Origin of the sequence: Altererythrobacter sp. GH1-8 (assembly GCF_043702085.1) — a bacterium.
Taxonomy (GTDB): domain Bacteria; phylum Pseudomonadota; class Alphaproteobacteria; order Sphingomonadales; family Sphingomonadaceae; genus Erythrobacter.
Genome location: NZ_CP171690.1, coordinates 2,607,592 through 2,623,594, shown reverse-complemented (window position 1 = coordinate 2,623,594; position 16,003 = coordinate 2,607,592). Strand labels below are relative to the sequence as shown.

Genomic DNA, 16,003 nt, shown 5'->3' with positions numbered 1-16,003 from the left:
TCCTGAAACAAATTTAGGATGACGAAAATTGCGAGGGGAAACGGACCTCACGAAACCACCCTTGCAATGCTCACAAACTCGTCCACGCTCAGCGTTTCTGCGCGGCGGGTCGGGTCGATCCCAAGCGTTTCCAGCGCAGCGAGCGCTTCAGGCATGGCCTTCAGGCTCTGGCGTAGCATCTTGCGGCGCTGGCCAAAGGCGGCTTTTGTAATTGCTTCCAGCTTGCGCGCGGACACACCTTCGGGCGCGTCGGCAGGCGTCACATGGACAATTGCGCTCATCACCTTGGGCGGCGGGGTGAACGCGCTGCGGTGGACCTTCATCGCAAGCTTGGCAGTGGAGCGCCACTGCGCCAGAACGGCTAGCCGTCCGAAAGCGGAACCACCGGGCTTCGCGGCGATCCGCTGCGCGACCTCCTGCTGGAACATGAGCGTGAGCGAAGTCCATGTGGGCGGCCAGACTTCACCGCCTAGCCAGCCCGTGAACAGCGCGGTGCCGACATTGTAAGGCAAGTTCGCGACCACCGCGAAAGGTTCGCCTCCCATCAACTCGCCGTGATCGATCTGCATTGCATCGCCTTCGATCACCCGCAGCTTGCCCCGATAGGCCTCGGCCAGTTCTGCCAGCGCAGGGAGGCACCGCGTGTCCATCTCGATAGCGGTCACCCGCGCGCCTGCAGCGAGCAAGGCGCGAGTCAACCCGCCGGGGCCGGGGCCAACCTCCAGCACTGCTTTGTCCGTCAGATCGCCCGGGATCGCGGCGATCCGTTCCAGCAATTGCGCGTCGAACAGGAAGTTCTGCCCCAATGCCTTGCTCGCAGACAGACCATGCTTCGCGATGACTTCGCGAAGGGGAGGCAAGTCAGGCATCTCTTGCTCTGCGTTCAGCGCATTCGCCCGCCAGCCGGATCGCGGCGATCATCGCGCCTGCGTCCGCAAGACCTTTGCCCGCGATATCGAACGCCGTGCCATGATCAGGGCTCGTGCGGATGATCGGCAAGCCCAAAGTCACATTGACGCCTTCATCAAACTCCAGCGTTTTCAGCGGGATGAGCGCCTGATCATGGTACATGCAGATAGCGGCGTGATAGCGCAGCCGCGCGCGCGGGGTGAACATCGCATCGGCGGGGTGAGGGCCGGTCGCATCGATCCCTTCCTCGCGTAGAGCCGCAATCGCAGGCTCGATAATGCGCGTTTCCTCGTCACCAAAGCGTCCGCCTTCACCGGCATGAGGGTTAAGCCCCGCAAAGGCGAGGCGGGGGCGTTCGATGCCGAAATCGCGCGCCAATGCTGCGGCGACGATGCGCGCCTTGTGGCAGATGAGGTCATGGTTGAGCAGCGCCGAGACTTCCGCGAGCGCACAATGCACCGTCAGCGGGACAGTGCGCAGGCTTGGCCCGGCGAGCATCATTACCGCATCGCGCTCCGGACTTCCGCAGACACTGGCGAGAAATTCGGTCTGTCCCGGATGGCTAAACCCAACCTCGGCGAGCTCTGCCTTGGAAATCGGCGCGGTGACAAGGCCGGAGGCGATCCCGTTGCGGGTGAATTCCGTCGCTTGCGTCAGCGATGCTAGCGCGAGGCGTGCGCCGTGTTTGTCCGGCGCTCCCGGCTCGTAAGGGCCATCAAGCCCGTCCAGCACCGGCAGGCCGCTGGCAAAAGCGCGCGTCGTCTCTGCAGGGTCCGCGATCTGGACCGTTTCGAGCGCGATCCCGCGCTGTTTTGCCGCTGCGCGCAGCACTTCGGCACCGCCCACAACAAAGAACGGCGTGAGCTTCTCGCGCTTGCTCGCGGCATAGGCGCACGCGATGATCTCCGGACCAATCCCGGCGGGATCACCCAGCGAGAGCGCGAGCGGGCTCAATTATATTCGATATAGGCGTCGTTACGAAGGTCGCGCAGGTAACGCTGAGCGCGCTTGTTGATGCGCTCGTCTTCCTTCTGCGCCATCAGCTCTTCGAAACTGGGGCCAGTGTCGCCCTGCGGATCGTCGCGGCCACACAGCATCAGCACGCGCACACCGTCCTCGATCGAGCCGAAGGGCGGAGTAACCTGGCCGATCTGCAAGCGCAGGACGAGCGTCTGGAGCTGATCCGGCAACTGGCGCACTGCCAGCTGATCATTGGTCACGATATCAGCGCCGAGAGCGGCTGCTGCATCATCCGCATCACCGCATCCACGGATCGCCTGTACGCCTTGCGTGAAGGCTTCTATCCTGGAGCCGACCTGCTCTTCGGAAATGCCGGCCGGGAAGTTGATCGAAATCTGCTTGAGCGAGACAATAGCGTCGCGTGGGTCAGCCATCAGCACCTGGCGCTTGTCGATCAGATAGAGGATCGAGAAGCCACCTGGGATCGGGATGGGACCGACCAGCTGTCCGGGTTGCATTTCCTGTGCGACTTGTGCCAGCTCGACAGGCAGCTGGCCAAGGCGAACAAATCCGAGATCGCCGCCCACAGGCGCGGTTGAGGCTTCGGAAAACTGGCGCGCATAGGCTTGGAAGCTGCCGCCTTGCTGCAGCTGTTCAAGAATCTGCTGCATTGTCTGCAGCTTGGACTGCTGGTTCTCCGTCGTGGCCGACATGTAAATTTCGCCCAAACGATACTCGTCCGTGCCGCGAGATTCTTCGAGCCGTTTCATCGTCTCGTTCACTTCTTCCTCCGAGACGTTGATGAACGGCGCAATGTTGCGCCCGAGTATATTCTGCCACGCAAGCTCGCCGTGGATCTGGCGTTTCAGCGAGGCAGGAGAAGAACCGATGCGCAGCAGATATTCGTCCATCTTCTGCGTTTCCTGCCCGAAATTCTGCGCGGCAACACGAGCGTAGGTCTGATTGATCTGGTCTTGCGAGACTGGAATTTCCTGCGCTTCGGCCTCCTGTATCTGCAGAGTTTCGTCGATCAAATTGCGCAGCACACGCTCGCGCAATTGCTGGAGCTCGGCGGGAGAAATCTGGTTCTGACTGGCCGAAAGCACGAGGGCTACACGCTGATCGACATCGGTGCCGGTAATCACCTGACCGTTCACGATTGCAGTGGCCTTGCGCATGTTCGGATCATCGTTGCCAAGCATATTGACTTCATCAGGCAGGCCGAGCGGATTGTCCGCTGCAGCTTGCTGTGCGCTCGCAGCGACAGGGGCGAACACAACGCCGATGGTGGCGAACGCGGAAAGGCCCAAAGATGACAGGCGCGTCGAAAAAGTGTTCAAAATCACATGTGTATTCCAATTGCGACGCGAAAATGCGCCAGATCCCGTAAACCCATTGGCGAAAACAGCCTTAACGCTGCCTGAGTTTGCCCGGTCAGATAGCGGGATTTGCACTTGCTGCCAACGGGCGCCGCGCACTATTTGCACCCCTGATCCAGCCGCTAGCGGAAGCCGAGATTGCGCAATGTAAAGGTCAGTTGAAAAGTATCGCCGCGCGCGGCATCTCCGGCCGTGACGTAATCGCGCCGCCAGGTCAGGCCGAACTCGAGGCAATCGTCGCCATAGGCAAGGCCAAGCCGTGTGCGGATCGGTTCGAATCCATCAGAGCCGAAAAGTGGATCCTCGTTCTCATCGGTCAGATTGAAGACGCCCGATCCAAACACAGACCAGTATTTCGCGAAAGCCAGTCGACCCGCTACGCGCAGCTCCTCGCGGTCCTGCAGATCTTCCAGATCCTGAATGTTGCGGTTGAGCCGGAGATATCCAAGCTCAACATAGGTGCGGGTGCTGCCCACTGTCGCGTCGAATTCGTTTCGGCGGAATGCCAAATTGTCCTTGTCGAGCCGGTAGCGGTGGGTGAACTTGACCCGGTCGCGAAAGCGTACTTCGGTCCTGCCGACAAAGTCCGAGACGCGCTCTGACAGGCCGGTGCCGTCCGGCAGCAATTCGGGGTCCTTGTCGAAGCGATAGGATTGGCCCAGCGTCGTCTTGACCCGCCAGCCCGGGCGTTGCAGTTCCCAGTCGAAACCATAAGTAACGCGCACGCCATCTTCGACCCGGTCGTAACCGGGAAAGCGGTTGAGCGCGAACAAGTTCGAATCTTCGAGATCGATCGCCCGCGCGTCTTCATTGGGAACGTCCAGATTCTTGATCGATGGGCTGGCAACCAGCTGTACGCGGGGCGTGAACACTTGTGTGCCGCCAAAGGCGCGCCCTACAAACGGCCATTCGACATCGATTGCACCAAGCGCGATTGCGCGTGTCTGCCACCCCGGATTTCCGCGATAGATTGCAGTCGCTGTCAGGCCGGTCTCGTCTGTGTGGTAGACATCGCCGCGCGCGAGAGCGGTCAGGGTCACGACCTGCCCCATGCCCGTCAGGCGCTTCAGATCCCATTTGGCACCTGCAAATGCGCGCTGTGTATCCTGCCCTTCATCGCGGTTGATGGCCAGCGTATTGACTTGCAGTTCGACCTTGCCGTCCAGCAACGGGTCAGCCAGCTTGCGGCGATAGTCGATCACCGGCAAAGCGAGCGGGACCTGGCCTTGTTCAGAATTCAGACGCAGGGTCTGCGTCGCCCAGCCGGCGATGGAGAGGTAGGAATCGTCGTCGATCCGCTCAAGATTGACGGTTGATCGCAATCTGTCATCGCGGCTGATGTCATAACGGCGCAAGAAGGTTCGGTCGCTCGCGAGCCTGACAGAGCTGGTGAAGCTCCAATTGGGATTGAACTGGAAGCGGCCATTGGCAAACAGGTATCCGCGCAGATCGCGTTCAGTCTCTTCGACGCCCGTGAAGGCTGAGATGCGCCTGCTGTGTGTCGCATAGCCGGTAATCTGGTACGCGCCCTTCTCCGTCAGATGACGCCATTCTGCGGATACCATCGGACTTGCTTCGCTGTATAGAAATGCGCCGAGCGTAAGATCACGATTGTCGGTCAAGCGCCAGTAATAACTGCCACTGACTTCAACGCCATTTGATTCCGAAATACGCAAGTCCGGGACGAGGAACCCGGAGATCGCGCGCCCATCGGTGCGCACGGCAAGGCCGGGCATGGGCAGGATACGCGCGCCGAACAGCTCAAGCACCGCGCCCTTGAACCGCACCCGGTTGTCAGTCGGATCATATGTCACGCGTTTGGCTGTGATCCGCCAGCTCGGATTCTTCTCGCATCCTTCCGGATCGACCACCGCACAGGCACTATAGGCGGCATCGGTAAGGATAACTGTTCTATCTTCGCCGCGCTCGCCTGAACGTGCCGCGAGTCGACCGCCCGCGCGCAAGGCGAGGAGCAAATCGTTCATGGCACCTGCTTCGAACCGGTCAGTCAGCTCGATCTGGTCGGAATAGAGTTGATTGCCATCGGCATCGACCACGCGGACATTACCGGTCGCAAGGATCAACCCGGCCTTGCGGTCCCAGCGCACCTGATCTGCCCGCACAGACTGATCTTCGCTGGTGAGCAGGACATTGCCGCTGGCGATGACGACATCGTTTTCCGAGTCATAGGCAAGCTCGCGCGCTTCGAAATCGATTATCCTCGCACCATTTGAAGGCGTGCCTTCAGAAGCAAGCGCGGTAACCTCTTCCTCAGTCAGAACAGGAATAGGCCGCTCATCACGCGGAGGCGTTCCGTAATGCGCCTGATCCTGTTCGTATTCCAGCGCAGCCTGTTCTTCTCGAGTAAGCTCACGTTCTTGCGCGAAGATAGGAGACGCCTGGCAGACGATCGCCGCAGTGCACACGCCGATCAACGCGCGTGAAGCACGTGCACGGAGCAAGCGGGCGTTGGTGGCTTGCAAGCGTGTCTCCGAGGGCGGAAGCATGGGTTGCCTATCGCACCGCTCACGCCTAATCGCAATCGCCAACACGTGGTGTTCGTAATTCGTCACCATCTCAGTCAACTGTCGCCGTGAATTCGGTGGAGATATCAAGCGGAGTACTCATGCAAGTCACTTTCGGCACGCCATCCCCAGAAGCCAGCGGAGTTATCGCTCATGTCGTGAACCAGGGCGAAACGCCCGCAGGTCTCGAAGGGGCATTGGTTGAAGGCGCTGCGGCGTCACGTTTCACAGGCAAGCCTGGACAGGTCTTCGAAGGATTTGCAACGCGTGATGGTGTTACGGTTCGTGTCGCGCTGGCAGGAGCAGGCGAATCCGACGCTGACAGCCGCCGTGCCAATCTGGAAAAGGCAGGGGCTGCGCTCGCCGCCAAGTATCTGCGTTCCGGCGTCAAAGCGATGTCGCTCGACCTGTCTGGCGCGGGTCTTTCCGCAGAGGATGCAGCGGCAGTGCTGCTTGGTCTGCGTCTTCGAAGCTGGCGGCACGATGTCTATCGCACCAAGCTCGCCGATGAGAAAAAGGCGACGCTGGAAAGTGTAACTGTCACTGCTAGTCCCAAGGGCACGGAAAAGGCTTGGGAGATCCAAGCCGCGATTGCTGAAGGTTCAGAGTTCACGCGCACACTCGTCGCAGAGCCAGCCAACAAGGTCTACCCGGTCAGCTTCGTTCATCTTTGCGAAAAGGCGTTCTCCGGCACTGGGGCAGAGCTTACCGTGCTCGATGAGGACCAGATGGAAGAGCTGGGCATGGGCGCATTGCTCGGCGTGGGGCAGGGTTCGCGCCAGCCTTCGCGCTTGCTTGCAATCCGCTGGAATGGCGGCGGGGACGAAGCGCCGACCGTGTTTGTCGGGAAAGGCGTAACCTTCGACACGGGCGGTATCTCGCTCAAGCCCGGCGCGGGCATGGAAGACATGAAATGGGACATGGGCGGTGCTGGCGCAGTCGCTGGCGGTATGCTTGCGCTGGTCAAGCGCAAGGCCAAGGCGAATGTCGTTGGGGTTGTCGGCCTGGTCGAGAACATGCCTGATGGTAACGCCCAGCGCCCGGGCGATGTCGTCACTTCGATGAGCGGACAGACCATCGAAGTCATCAACACGGACGCTGAAGGCCGTTTGGTGCTGTGCGATGCGCTGCATTGGGCGCAGGAGCAGTACAAGCCCAAGCGGATCATCGATTTCGCTACGCTGACAGGCGCGATGATCATCGCACTTGGTCATGAGCATGGCGGGCTCTTCGCCAATGATGATGACCTGGCCAACGACCTTCTGCAAGCGGGCAAGGACAGCGGTGATGCGCTTTGGCGGATGCCGATTGGCCCGGCCTATGACAAGTTGATCGACAGCCCGATCGCCGACATCAAGAATGTGGGGCCGCGCGGGGCCGGTTCTATCACGGCGGCGCAGTTCCTCCACCGCTTCATCAAGAACGGCACACATTGGGCGCATTGCGACATTGCCGGGATGGTGTGGGCGGACAAGCCGGGCGCGACCTGGGACAAGGGCGCAACCGGTTTTGGTGCGCGACTGATCGAGCGCTTTGTCGCGAACACGCTGGAGAGATAGTTTTCATGGTTCGATTGGTTGGTATCGGCCCGCAGGGCCGCAAGGGCGACCGCTCGCCCCCTTCGGCTGGCTGGACAAGCCAGCCGCTCAGGATAAACTTCGCGAGCGCAGCTTGCCTGCGCGGAAGCGAGGATAGCCAAGCGAACGGATGTGAGCGCCGGCGCTTGAGGCCGCAATAATATGCCCAAGATGCGCAAGAAGTCGGATCTGCCGGTCAAGACTTGCGCATCCTGCGGCTTGCCTTTCACATGGCGCAAGAAGTGGGAGCGAGACTGGGACAATGTCCGCTTTTGCTCAGAGCGCTGTAAGCGAAACAAAGGGGCGGCGGACTAAACAGTGCCTCAAGTAGCGAAGCGGTAGGCAGACAAAATGCGCGTAGACTTTTACCAACTCAGCCGCGATCCGGTCGAACGGGTGACAGTCATGCTCGCGCGGCTGGTGCTGAAATCAGGTAATCGCTTGCTGATCGTGAGCGAGAATCCGGGGCAGCGCGCTGTCATCAGCCGCGAATTGTGGAGCGCGGGACAGGAAGAGTTCCTCGCCAATGGCGAAGCCGATGCGGAGGGAGCTGAGCACCAACCGATTTTGCTTTCAGAAAAGGTCGAGCCAAGGAATGAGGCCGCGATGGTGCTGTTTGCCGATGGCAAGTGGCGCGAGAAAGCGATGACCTTTGACCGCGCTTTCCTCCTGTTTGGTGAAGATCAGAAGCAAGCGGCCCGCGAGCTGTGGCGCGCGCTCGACAGCCAGGATGGCGCAGAGCGTTTCATCCATAAGCAGGATGAGAATGGCCGCTGGCAGGCAGGCAGCTGACCTCGCGGCACTTGCCCCTTTGCCGCAACAGCGCTAGGGGGCCGCGCAATCCAATAATAACCCCCACTTCGCAAGGAATAAAACCATGGCGGTTACCCGCACCTTTTCGATCATCAAGCCCGATGCCACCAAACGCAATCTGACCGGCGCGGTCACCAAGATGCTTGAAGAAGCCGGCCTGCGCGTCGTCGCTTCCAAACGTATCCGTATGACCCGCGAACAGGCAGAAGGCTTCTACGCGGTTCATAAGGAACGCCCCTTCTTCGGTGAGCTCGTCGATTTCATGATGAGCGAGCCAGTTGTCGTGCAAGTGCTCGAAGGGGAAGATGCCGTGAAGCGCAACCGTGACATCATGGGCGCGACCAACCCTGCAGAAGCAGCACCGGGCACGATCCGCAAGGAGCTCGCGCTGTCGATCGGTGAAAACACCGTCCACGGTTCGGACAGCGACGAAAATGCCAAGATCGAGATCGATTTCTTCTTCAAGCCGGAAGAGATTGTCGGCTAATTTCAATTCCATAAACGGATATCTTGAGGCTCCGTCGCAAACACCTGCGGCGGGGCCTTTTTCATGCCTGTTTGCCGAGGCAATGTTCGCGTGTTACCTTTCGCTTCAGCAGGGTCGTTCGCTATGCTTGGGAGGAAGCCATGGGACGACTGTTTTTAATGCTAGTTTCTGTCGCATTTTATAGTGCAGCGGTGGCAGCGCTGGTCTTTCTGATCGGATGGGTGGGCGCTTTCGATTTCATGCCGTTAACGGTCGACAAGGGCCGCGAAGCGCCACTTACAACAGCTCTTGCGGTGAATATCGCGCTATTAGCGTTGTTCGGTCTGCAACACAGCGTGATGGCGCGGCCCGGTTTCAAGGCGGGATGGACCAAGATAATCCCTGAACCGATTGAGCGCAGTTTTTACCTGCTCGCAACTGTGCTCGTGCTGGGCGCATTGTTCCACTTCTGGCATCCTATCGAAGGCGTGCTCTGGTCGGTCCAGAACGAGGCTGCGCGGGTGGCGATCTGGACAGTGTTTTGGGCAGGCTGGGCAATCCTGCTGTTGTCGACGTTTCTGCTCAACCATTTCGAGCTTTTCGGCTTGCAGCAGGCCTGGCAAAATCTCTCCGGCAAACAAGCGGCCCCACCGATGATGCGAACACCGCTGTTTTACAAACTGGTCCGGCATCCGCTTTATACCGGGTTCTTCCTTGGTCTTTGGGCGACACCTGACATGACCTACAGCCATGCGCTGATGGCAGCCGGGTTCACGGTCTATATCGTCATCGGGATCTCTTACGAAGAGCGCGATTTGCTCGGCGTCTTTGGCGAGCAATATGCCGAATATCGCAAGCGTGTAGGGGCATTTCTCCCCGGAATTGGCAAGCAGACTTAACCGGCTTCAGTGAACTGCCTGAGTTGCGCGGCGTGCCCGTTATGCGCGCTGTTCTCGCTCTTGCGCATCTCTGCCCGCATGGCTGCGAGCGCCGCATCGCTCAGCGGCAGGTCTAGCGCACCATAGAGGTCGTGCATCTCGCCTTCCCAATCACTGCCGAGATGCTCGAAATCGATCATGGCGAGTGGGCCCGACCATTGCTTAAGCGCGCGCTCGAGCCGCTCTTGTCTGAGTGCAATCTTGCGCCGCCATTCCTGCTCGATCCAGGCGAGGTCCACGCTGTCGGACTGAATCACCATTTGGTTCGCGACCAGCGACACTGAACTGCGCCAGGTTTCTTCGCTGCACCGGCGCGAGACGACCAGCCGCGCATCGGGAAAGCGTTCCAGCAGGGCTGGAAGGTCCTCGATGAATTGCGGCACCTTCAGCACACGCGGTCTTGCGCCATGTCCGTGCTGCCCGGCATCAGTTCGCAACAACCGCTCGAACTCAGCGTAGATCGGCCCGGCATCATGCGCTTCGCTGAAGCCAACATAGCTTGGGATACGCCACTGCGCCTCATAGGCCGAATGGTCGAGCGCGCTGGCGAGCCAGCCCAGTTCCTCATCCGCGCGCGCTGCGCCAAAGGGATGGATTGTATCAAGCCATGGGTCGAGCCGCCGCGCCATGAACAGCTTGAATGTGCCGCGCAAGGGGCGGAAATCAGGCTTTTCGGGCACTGGGTGCCAGCTGTCGCAGAAACGCGTCGCGCTGTGTGCCGGATCGGCCGCTAGCAAGCGGTGAATGCGCGTTGTCCCGCTGCGCATCTGGCCCAGCACGATGATCGGCGGTGCGATCTCCGTTTTCGCCAGCTCTGGCTGTTCGCGCCAGAGCTTGCCAAGCGCAAAGCGTTGCTGGATTGCGCGAGTGATGAGCCCATAGGCGAAAGCCTTGCCGACAGCGTTGAGGTCCGCTTCGCTCTGCACCGCCTCGCACAGCTTTTCCAGCCGCAAGCGGAAGTCCTCGAGATCTTCGCGCGAACGCCCGGCAATCTCATGCTCCAGCGAAAAGCCTTTCGAACCGCGCCGGATCAACTCGGCAGGATCGAGCGGGGGAGGGGGCATCCAGCCTTTCTCCCATCCCGTATCGAGAAACCTTGCCAGCCGGTCGACAATGGGCGCGCGCGCCAAAGGATGAGGGCGAGCAGGGCGCCGAGATGTGATCATGCTGACTTGAACCGGCGCGAGACATAGTCCGCCACGACCCGTGGATAGAGCTGGTGCTCTGCCACTTTGACCCGCTCGGCAAGGGTGTCGGCCGTATCATCAGCGCGGATCGCGACCTTCACCTGCCCCAGCACTTCGCCTGCATCAAGTTCACAGGTGACCAGATGGACGCTCGCTCCGCCGTGGCTGTCCCCCGCTTCGATCGCACGGGCATGCGTGTCGAGCCCCTTGTACTTCGGCAGCAGTGAAGGGTGAATGTTGAGCATCGCACCGCGCCAGCGCCCTACAAATGCGTCGGACAATATGCGCATGTAACCGGCAAGTACGATGTATTCGGCCCCTGCCTTGCGCGCGGCGTCTTCCATCATTGCGTCGTGGTCTTCCCGGCTCATACCTTTGTGCGAGTGAGCAAAGGTCGCAATGCCTTCACCCTCAGCAAGGCTCAGCCCTTCGGCATCAGGTTTGTTGCTCGCCACCAGCACGACTTCATAAGGCGCATTGTCGAGGCGGCTGGCATAGAGCAGCGCGGCCATGTTCGTGCCACCACCGGAGATGAAAATCGCTATCTTTGCCTTGTGGTCAGGCAAGATGGGTCGCCTCCCAATCGGCCTTCGCACTCCACGTGCCCTGCGAACCGCGTACCGTGCAGCCGCGTTCACCTGAGCTGATTGCACCGACTTCGACCACAGTTTCGCCTGCATCCTGCAACCGCTGGATTACCCCGGCCACGTTATCGGGCGTCACAGCAAGCACCATTCCCACACCGCAATTAAACGTGCGCGCCATCTCCGCTGGCTCGATATTCCCTTGCGCCTGCAGGAATGCCATCAAGCGTGGCTGATCCCACAGATCTGCATTGACCTGAGCATGTGCGCCTTCTGGCAGGACGCGCGGAATATTCTCCAGCAAGCCGCCGCCGGTGATATGCGCCAGTCCGTCGATCAGACCTTCGCGCACCAATGGCAGCAGGCTCTTCACGTAAATCCGGGTGGGCTCGATCAGCGCATCGATCAACAGGCGATCCACATCAAACAAGGCAGGGCGGTCGAGCCTCCAACCCTTGTCCGTCGCCAGCCTGCGCACCAGCGAATAGCCGTTGGAATGGACGCCGGAAGAAGCCAGGCCGAGCAGCACATGGCCGGGTGCGACTTTCTCGCCGGTCAGCTGCTCGCCGCGCTCGACCGCTCCGACGCAAAAGCCTGCCAGGTCATAATCGCCCGCTGCGTACATGCCCGGCATTTCCGCGGTTTCGCCGCCGATCAGCGCACAGCCGGCCTGCTTGCACCCGTCCACAATCCCCGCGATCACACGTTCGGCAATGCCGGTTTCGAGCTTGCCGGTCGCGAAATAGTCGAGGAAGAACAGCGGCTCCGCGCCTTGCACGATCAAATCGTTGACGCACATTGCGACGAGGTCGATCCCGACGCTGTCATGCCTGTCATGATCGATAGCAAGCTTCAGCTTCGTGCCGACCCCGTCATTGCCTGCGACAAGCAACGGATCCTTGTACCCGGCGGCCTTGGGATCGAAAAATCCGCCGAAGCCGCCGATTTCACCGTCTGCGCCGGGACGCATGGTTGCCTTGACCAGTGGGCCAATTGCTTTGACGAGGGCATTGCCCGCATCGATGGAAACACCAGCGCTTTCGTAGGTGTAGTTTTCAGGAGGAGGGTTGTTGCTGGTCATTATTCGTGCAGCTTTAGCCTTTCGCGCTTGGAATTCCACTCAGCATTCGGCAAAAGAGCCGCGGTTTTCCCCGATGTCCATGTCGCACAATCATACCAGCCTGATGCCTCGCCGCCTGAACACAGGACTGTTGCGCGCTGCGGGGGTGATTGTTGTGCTTGCCAGTCTTGCCGCAGCGATTGCGCTGATGGCGCAGGTCGTCGGTGATCGCGGGATCGCGCCTGTGGCGAGCAGCAGCGATATCGAAGTGCGCGGAATCAAGGTTGATGAGCGCGGCGAAACAGGCGCACTGGCTCGCGAAGAAGCCTGGCGAGAGGCACAGCGCCAAGCCTGGAGCCGGCTTAACGGACCGTCGATTTCTGACGGGCAGCTCTCGGGCCTGGTATCGGCGATTGTCATCCAGGAAGAACGGATAGGTCCCAAGCGTTATATCGCTACGCTCGGCGTGATCTTTGATCGCACGCGCTCGGCGCCCTTCCTCGGCGGAGGAGAGCGCGCGCGCGGTTCTGCACCCATGTTGCTGTTGCCGGTCAGCGTCAGCGGCGGGACCTACACAGTCTATGAGGTGCGCAATCCCTGGCAACGTGCCTGGGCGGAGTTCCAGGCAGGCAACAGCCGCATCGACTATGTCCGACCGGTGGGGGCTGGTGGAGATTCGCTGCTGCTGAATTACGGTCAGGTCCAGCGCCGCAGCCGCGCATGGTGGCGCGCGATCCTTGATCAGTTTGGTGCCGCAAGCGTTCTTGTTCCTGTGGCCAAGCTTGAGCATCAATGGCCAGGCGGCCCGGTGCGTGGCGAATTCACGGCCCGCTATGGTCCGGACAGCCGCGTGCTGGACAGCTTCACCATGGTTGCAGATAGCCCGGAGCAGCTACCGGAAATGCTCAGCCGCGCGGTTGACCGATTTGACGCGATTTTCACGCAAGCCTTTGTCGATGGCATGTTGCGCGCAGACCCGACGCTGGATGACACCGGCGGCAAGATGGACCCCGCATTGGCCCGTCTGATAGAAATTGGCCGCGCTTTACAGGCCCGCGATCGGGCCATTGCTGCAGGCGAAACCGTTCCGCAGGAGGGCCCGCAAGTGGCTGTCGAGGTTGAGAGCCACGTTGTCCAGTTCGCCAGTCCTGATGCTGCATCCTTCGATGCTGCACTGAGCAGTGTGCGCGCAACGCCGGGCGTAAGGGGATTGTCAGTCACAAGCACTGCGATTGGAGGCCAGTCGGTGATGTCGGTCAGCTTCGCTGGATCCCTCAACGAGCTCGCTTCTGCGCTAAGCCAGCGCGGCTATACCGTGCGTCAGGGCGAAAGCGCGATTGCCATCAGTCGCTAAGCGGGCTTAAGGCTTCCGCCATGTCGCAAATCGCGCTGCCTTTGCAGATCGAAGGGTCTTCAGCTGCTTCCAGCATCGTGGTTGGGAATGCCAATCGCGCTGTGGTTGAGGCTCTCAAGGAGCCGTCGAGTTGGCCATTTGGCACGTCTGTGCTTGCCGGGCCTGCGCGTTCGGGAAAGTCACTGCTCGGCCAATGGATTGGCGGGCAGGGGGTTACTGTTATCGATGGCGCGGACAGCCTGCCGGAAGACTCCCTGTTTCACCGCTGGAACGCCGCGCAGGAGGAAGGAACTCCCCTGCTGCTGATCACGGATTCCCAGCCGTGGGAGATATCTCTCCCTGATCTGAAGTCGCGCCTGGGCGCGGCCTTGCAGCTGGAAGTCGGTGTGCCGGATGATGAAATGGCGGGGCAGTTGATCGAAAGTCTTGCGCTTCAGCGCGGGCTGACTCTGGCCGATGGTGCGGCAGATTACCTTGTCCCGCGCGCCGACCGCAGTTTCGCAGCGCTCGAGCAACTTGTGGCCGCGATCGACCGCTTGAGCCTTGAACGAAAAGCACCTGCCACCATGTCAGTATGGCGGGACGCACTGGACCAGACTATCGGGCCTGAGCAGGCGCGCTTGCTTTGAGCTGCGATTGGTGGGAGTAAATGAGTATGTTCGACCGGCTCAAAGCCTATCTGGACTCTATTCGCGCCCGCGATCCGGCACCGCGTTCGCGCTGGGAAATCTTGTTATATCCAGGGGTTATGGCGGTTTTTTTCCACCGTATCGCGCATTGGCTGTTCGATGCGCGGCTCTACTTCCTTGCTCGCGTCATCAATCATCTTTCTCGCTTCCTGACCGCGATTGATATCCATCCGGGCGCTCAGATCGGGCGCAATCTGTTTATAGATCACGGCTTTACCGTGATCGGAGAGACGGCCGAGATTGGCGATAATGTGACCATTTATCAATGCGTCACATTGGGCGGCACGAACCCCACTAACGGTATCGGTGGCAAGCGCCACCCGACGCTTGGCGACAATGTAATTATCGGTTCAGGCGCGCAGATCATCGGCCCGATCACGATTGCCAACCGTGCCCGCATTGGCGCCAACGCGGTTGTGATGGATGATGTCCCAGAAGGAGCGACAATGATCGGTCTCAAGGCCCGCTCAACGCTGGTTCCGGCGGAGGATTGGGCGAGGGAGTTCATCCCTTATGGCACTATGCCGGTTTGCGAAGATGCTGAGGGCAATCGGATCGATTGCGTCGAGAAGCTGGAGGGGGAATTGAACGCGCTCAAGGCGGAGATCGAAGCGCTCAAAGCCTCGCGCGCTACCGATGCGATGAAGCGCAGTGGGACTGCTGACTGATGGCAGCAACGTCTGCGGGCGGATCTCAAGGCTCAGTTGTCGCGTTTCCCGGTCGTGCGCCGGGCCAGGTCGGCTTCGCGCGCGAGGAATTGCAGCGCATTCTCGACCTTTATGGCCGAATGGTCGCTGCCGGTGAATGGCGTGATTACGCGATGGACTTCACTCGCGATTATGCTGTTTTTGCGGCGTTCCGCCGAGCTGCGGAGCGACCGCAAGCGCGGATCGAGAAGCGACCCTCCTTGCGCAACCGTCAGGGTATGTGGACGCTTTACGGAGAGCACGGGCAAGTGCTGAAACGTGGTCACGAGCTAGCCGGAGTCCTCGCGCCGATGGAGCGCCGCCTGGTGAAGGCAGTGGATCAATGAGCTCTGAACTTGGCGTCAGCGCCGACGGTATAGAAACGCGGTGGTTATGATTGAGGGGAAGATCAGCCCTTTGAGATACGAAAGCGGATGTCGCCCGGCGGTGAAATCCGCCTCAACCATGCCGAAATGCGCCCAGTAATGGGTCGCGATCAGACCGCCGATGCTCAGCCACATCATCCAGAGCGCAAAGCGCTTACCCAGAACAACCAGGGTTAGGCTGACAATGATTGCCACTCGCAGAGCCCCTTGCACGCCGTTGTAGAGCGCACCGCTGGCGGGATCGTGGCTCCGTGAAAAATTGGCCAGCATCGTAATGTGATAGAAAATCAACAAGCCTGCCAGCGCGAGGATGATCAGGCGCTGGACCAAATGCGGGGCAGGTTGGGGTGGGGCGGTGATCGTTGTCATTGGCAGTGCCTCCCTCTGCAAGGCCTATGACCTGTTGCGAAGACCTAGGACACGTGTATTGCCGTGGCAATACACTAATTGACATGGCTGTGCAGACAGGCAAAGGAAAGGGCCCCTCGCA

Annotated in this window: 16 protein-coding genes and 1 pseudogene; 9 read left to right on the top strand and 8 right to left on the bottom strand. The window is 60.2% G+C overall.

Going from position 1 to position 16,003, the window contains the following annotated elements; all coding sequences use genetic code 11:
• Positions 1 to 47: 47 nt before the first annotated feature.
• The 4 genes from rsmA to ACG9DO_RS12725 all read right to left on the bottom strand — a co-directional run bounded on the left by rsmA (position 48) and on the right by ACG9DO_RS12725 (position 5,755).
• The gene (gene rsmA / locus ACG9DO_RS12740; RefSeq protein ID WP_394728488.1) at positions 48 to 869 is read right to left on the bottom strand and encodes a 16S rRNA (adenine(1518)-N(6)/adenine(1519)-N(6))-dimethyltransferase RsmA; all 822 of its coding nucleotides are present in this window, start codon (positions 867 to 869) and stop codon (positions 48 to 50) included.
• On the bottom strand, positions 862 to 1,863 hold the full coding sequence (pdxA, locus tag ACG9DO_RS12735) for a 4-hydroxythreonine-4-phosphate dehydrogenase PdxA (RefSeq protein WP_394728486.1): 1,002 nt from the start codon (positions 1,861 to 1,863) through the stop codon (positions 862 to 864). The genes rsmA and pdxA overlap by 8 nt, the downstream gene beginning before the upstream one ends.
• Entirely contained in the window at positions 1,860 to 3,209 is a 1,350-nt protein-coding gene (locus ACG9DO_RS12730; protein WP_394731273.1) for a peptidylprolyl isomerase, read from the bottom strand. The genes pdxA and ACG9DO_RS12730 overlap by 4 nt, the downstream gene beginning before the upstream one ends.
• Before the next feature lie 161 nt (positions 3,210 to 3,370).
• Positions 3,371 to 5,755, bottom strand: a complete 2,385-nt coding sequence (locus ACG9DO_RS12725; RefSeq protein ID WP_394728484.1) for an LPS-assembly protein LptD — start codon at positions 5,753 to 5,755, stop codon at positions 3,371 to 3,373.
• Between the two features lie 119 nt (positions 5,756 to 5,874).
• On the opposite strand from ACG9DO_RS12725, the gene ACG9DO_RS12720 reads away from it, so the two are divergent.
• The 5 genes from ACG9DO_RS12720 to mddA all read left to right on the top strand — a co-directional run bounded on the left by ACG9DO_RS12720 (position 5,875) and on the right by mddA (position 9,528).
• Positions 5,875 to 7,332, top strand: a complete 1,458-nt coding sequence (locus ACG9DO_RS12720) for a leucyl aminopeptidase (protein ID WP_394728482.1) — start codon at positions 5,875 to 5,877, stop codon at positions 7,330 to 7,332.
• 180 nt (positions 7,333 to 7,512) lie between these two features.
• Positions 7,513 to 7,665: a DUF2256 domain-containing protein gene (locus tag ACG9DO_RS12715; protein WP_394728480.1), complete on the top strand. Its 153-nt coding sequence runs from the start codon at positions 7,513 to 7,515 to the stop codon at positions 7,663 to 7,665.
• A gap of 36 nt (positions 7,666 to 7,701) precedes the next feature.
• Complete coding sequence (locus tag ACG9DO_RS12710; RefSeq protein WP_394728478.1) at positions 7,702 to 8,142, top strand: DNA polymerase III subunit chi; 441 nt, start codon at positions 7,702 to 7,704, stop codon at positions 8,140 to 8,142.
• Positions 8,143 to 8,227: 85 nt separating this feature from the next.
• Positions 8,228 to 8,650, top strand: a complete 423-nt coding sequence (gene ndk / locus ACG9DO_RS12705) for a nucleoside-diphosphate kinase (RefSeq protein WP_394728476.1) — start codon at positions 8,228 to 8,230, stop codon at positions 8,648 to 8,650.
• Between the two features lie 140 nt (positions 8,651 to 8,790).
• Positions 8,791 to 9,528 carry a methanethiol S-methyltransferase gene (gene mddA, locus ACG9DO_RS12700; RefSeq protein WP_394728474.1) on the top strand — a complete coding sequence of 246 codons (738 nt, stop codon included), beginning with the start codon at positions 8,791 to 8,793 and terminating at the stop codon, positions 9,526 to 9,528.
• Here mddA and ACG9DO_RS12695 read toward each other — a convergent pair.
• The 3 genes and pseudogenes from ACG9DO_RS12695 to purM form a co-directional block, all read right to left on the bottom strand.
• On the bottom strand, positions 9,525 to 10,697 hold the full coding sequence (locus tag ACG9DO_RS12695) for a sulfotransferase family protein (RefSeq protein ID WP_394728472.1): 1,173 nt from the start codon (positions 10,695 to 10,697) through the stop codon (positions 9,525 to 9,527). The genes mddA and ACG9DO_RS12695 overlap by 4 nt on opposite strands.
• A 50-nt stretch (positions 10,698 to 10,747) precedes the next feature.
• Positions 10,748 to 11,320 (bottom strand): annotated as a pseudogene (gene purN, locus ACG9DO_RS12690) (phosphoribosylglycinamide formyltransferase); the annotation flags it as partial.
• Complete coding sequence (purM, locus tag ACG9DO_RS12685; RefSeq protein ID WP_394728470.1) at positions 11,313 to 12,419, bottom strand: phosphoribosylformylglycinamidine cyclo-ligase; 1,107 nt, start codon at positions 12,417 to 12,419, stop codon at positions 11,313 to 11,315. The gene purM and the pseudogene purN, both read right to left, overlap by 8 nt.
• Positions 12,420 to 12,498: 79 nt before the next feature.
• Here purM and ACG9DO_RS12680 point away from each other — a divergent pair, with 79 nt between their 5' ends.
• The 4 genes from ACG9DO_RS12680 to ACG9DO_RS12665 are packed head-to-tail and all read left to right on the top strand — an operon-like array spanning position 12,499 to position 15,474.
• Positions 12,499 to 13,752: a heavy-metal-associated domain-containing protein gene (locus tag ACG9DO_RS12680; protein WP_394728468.1), complete on the top strand. Its 1,254-nt coding sequence runs from the start codon at positions 12,499 to 12,501 to the stop codon at positions 13,750 to 13,752.
• Between the two features lie 20 nt (positions 13,753 to 13,772).
• On the top strand, positions 13,773 to 14,381 hold the full coding sequence (locus ACG9DO_RS12675; protein WP_394728467.1) for an ATPase: 609 nt from the start codon (positions 13,773 to 13,775) through the stop codon (positions 14,379 to 14,381).
• 26 nt (positions 14,382 to 14,407) lie between these two features.
• Positions 14,408 to 15,109: a serine O-acetyltransferase EpsC gene (gene epsC / locus ACG9DO_RS12670; RefSeq protein WP_394731272.1), complete on the top strand. Its 702-nt coding sequence runs from the start codon at positions 14,408 to 14,410 to the stop codon at positions 15,107 to 15,109.
• Positions 15,109 to 15,474, top strand: coding sequence for a DUF2794 domain-containing protein (locus ACG9DO_RS12665; protein WP_394728465.1), 366 nt, complete (start codon positions 15,109 to 15,111; stop codon positions 15,472 to 15,474). Before epsC ends, ACG9DO_RS12665 begins: the two co-directional genes overlap by 1 nt.
• Before the next feature lie 15 nt (positions 15,475 to 15,489).
• On the opposite strand, the gene ACG9DO_RS12660 is transcribed toward ACG9DO_RS12665, so the two are convergent.
• Positions 15,490 to 15,882: a hypothetical protein gene (locus ACG9DO_RS12660; protein ID WP_394728463.1), complete on the bottom strand. Its 393-nt coding sequence runs from the start codon at positions 15,880 to 15,882 to the stop codon at positions 15,490 to 15,492.
• Positions 15,883 to 16,003 lie beyond the last annotated feature (121 nt).

Coding starts and splice junctions, on each gene's coding strand:
- rsmA (WP_394728488.1), bottom strand. CDS start 869: ATGCCTGACTTGCCTCCCCTTCGCGAAGTCATCGCGAAGCATGGTCTG.
- ACG9DO_RS12725 (WP_394728484.1), bottom strand. CDS start 5,755: ATGCTTCCGCCCTCGGAGACACGCTTGCAAGCCACCAACGCCCGCTTG.
- ACG9DO_RS12720 (WP_394728482.1), top strand. CDS start 5,875: ATGCAAGTCACTTTCGGCACGCCATCCCCAGAAGCCAGCGGAGTTATC.
- ACG9DO_RS12715 (WP_394728480.1), top strand. CDS start 7,513: ATGCCCAAGATGCGCAAGAAGTCGGATCTGCCGGTCAAGACTTGCGCA.
- ACG9DO_RS12710 (WP_394728478.1), top strand. CDS start 7,702: ATGCGCGTAGACTTTTACCAACTCAGCCGCGATCCGGTCGAACGGGTG.
- ndk (WP_394728476.1), top strand. CDS start 8,228: ATGGCGGTTACCCGCACCTTTTCGATCATCAAGCCCGATGCCACCAAA.
- mddA (WP_394728474.1), top strand. CDS start 8,791: ATGGGACGACTGTTTTTAATGCTAGTTTCTGTCGCATTTTATAGTGCA.
- purM (WP_394728470.1), bottom strand. CDS start 12,419: ATGACCAGCAACAACCCTCCTCCTGAAAACTACACCTACGAAAGCGCT.
- ACG9DO_RS12680 (WP_394728468.1), top strand. CDS start 12,499: ATGTCGCACAATCATACCAGCCTGATGCCTCGCCGCCTGAACACAGGA.
- ACG9DO_RS12675 (WP_394728467.1), top strand. CDS start 13,773: ATGTCGCAAATCGCGCTGCCTTTGCAGATCGAAGGGTCTTCAGCTGCT.
- epsC (WP_394731272.1), top strand. CDS start 14,408: ATGTTCGACCGGCTCAAAGCCTATCTGGACTCTATTCGCGCCCGCGAT.
- ACG9DO_RS12665 (WP_394728465.1), top strand. CDS start 15,109: ATGGCAGCAACGTCTGCGGGCGGATCTCAAGGCTCAGTTGTCGCGTTT.
- ACG9DO_RS12660 (WP_394728463.1), bottom strand. CDS start 15,882: ATGACAACGATCACCGCCCCACCCCAACCTGCCCCGCATTTGGTCCAG.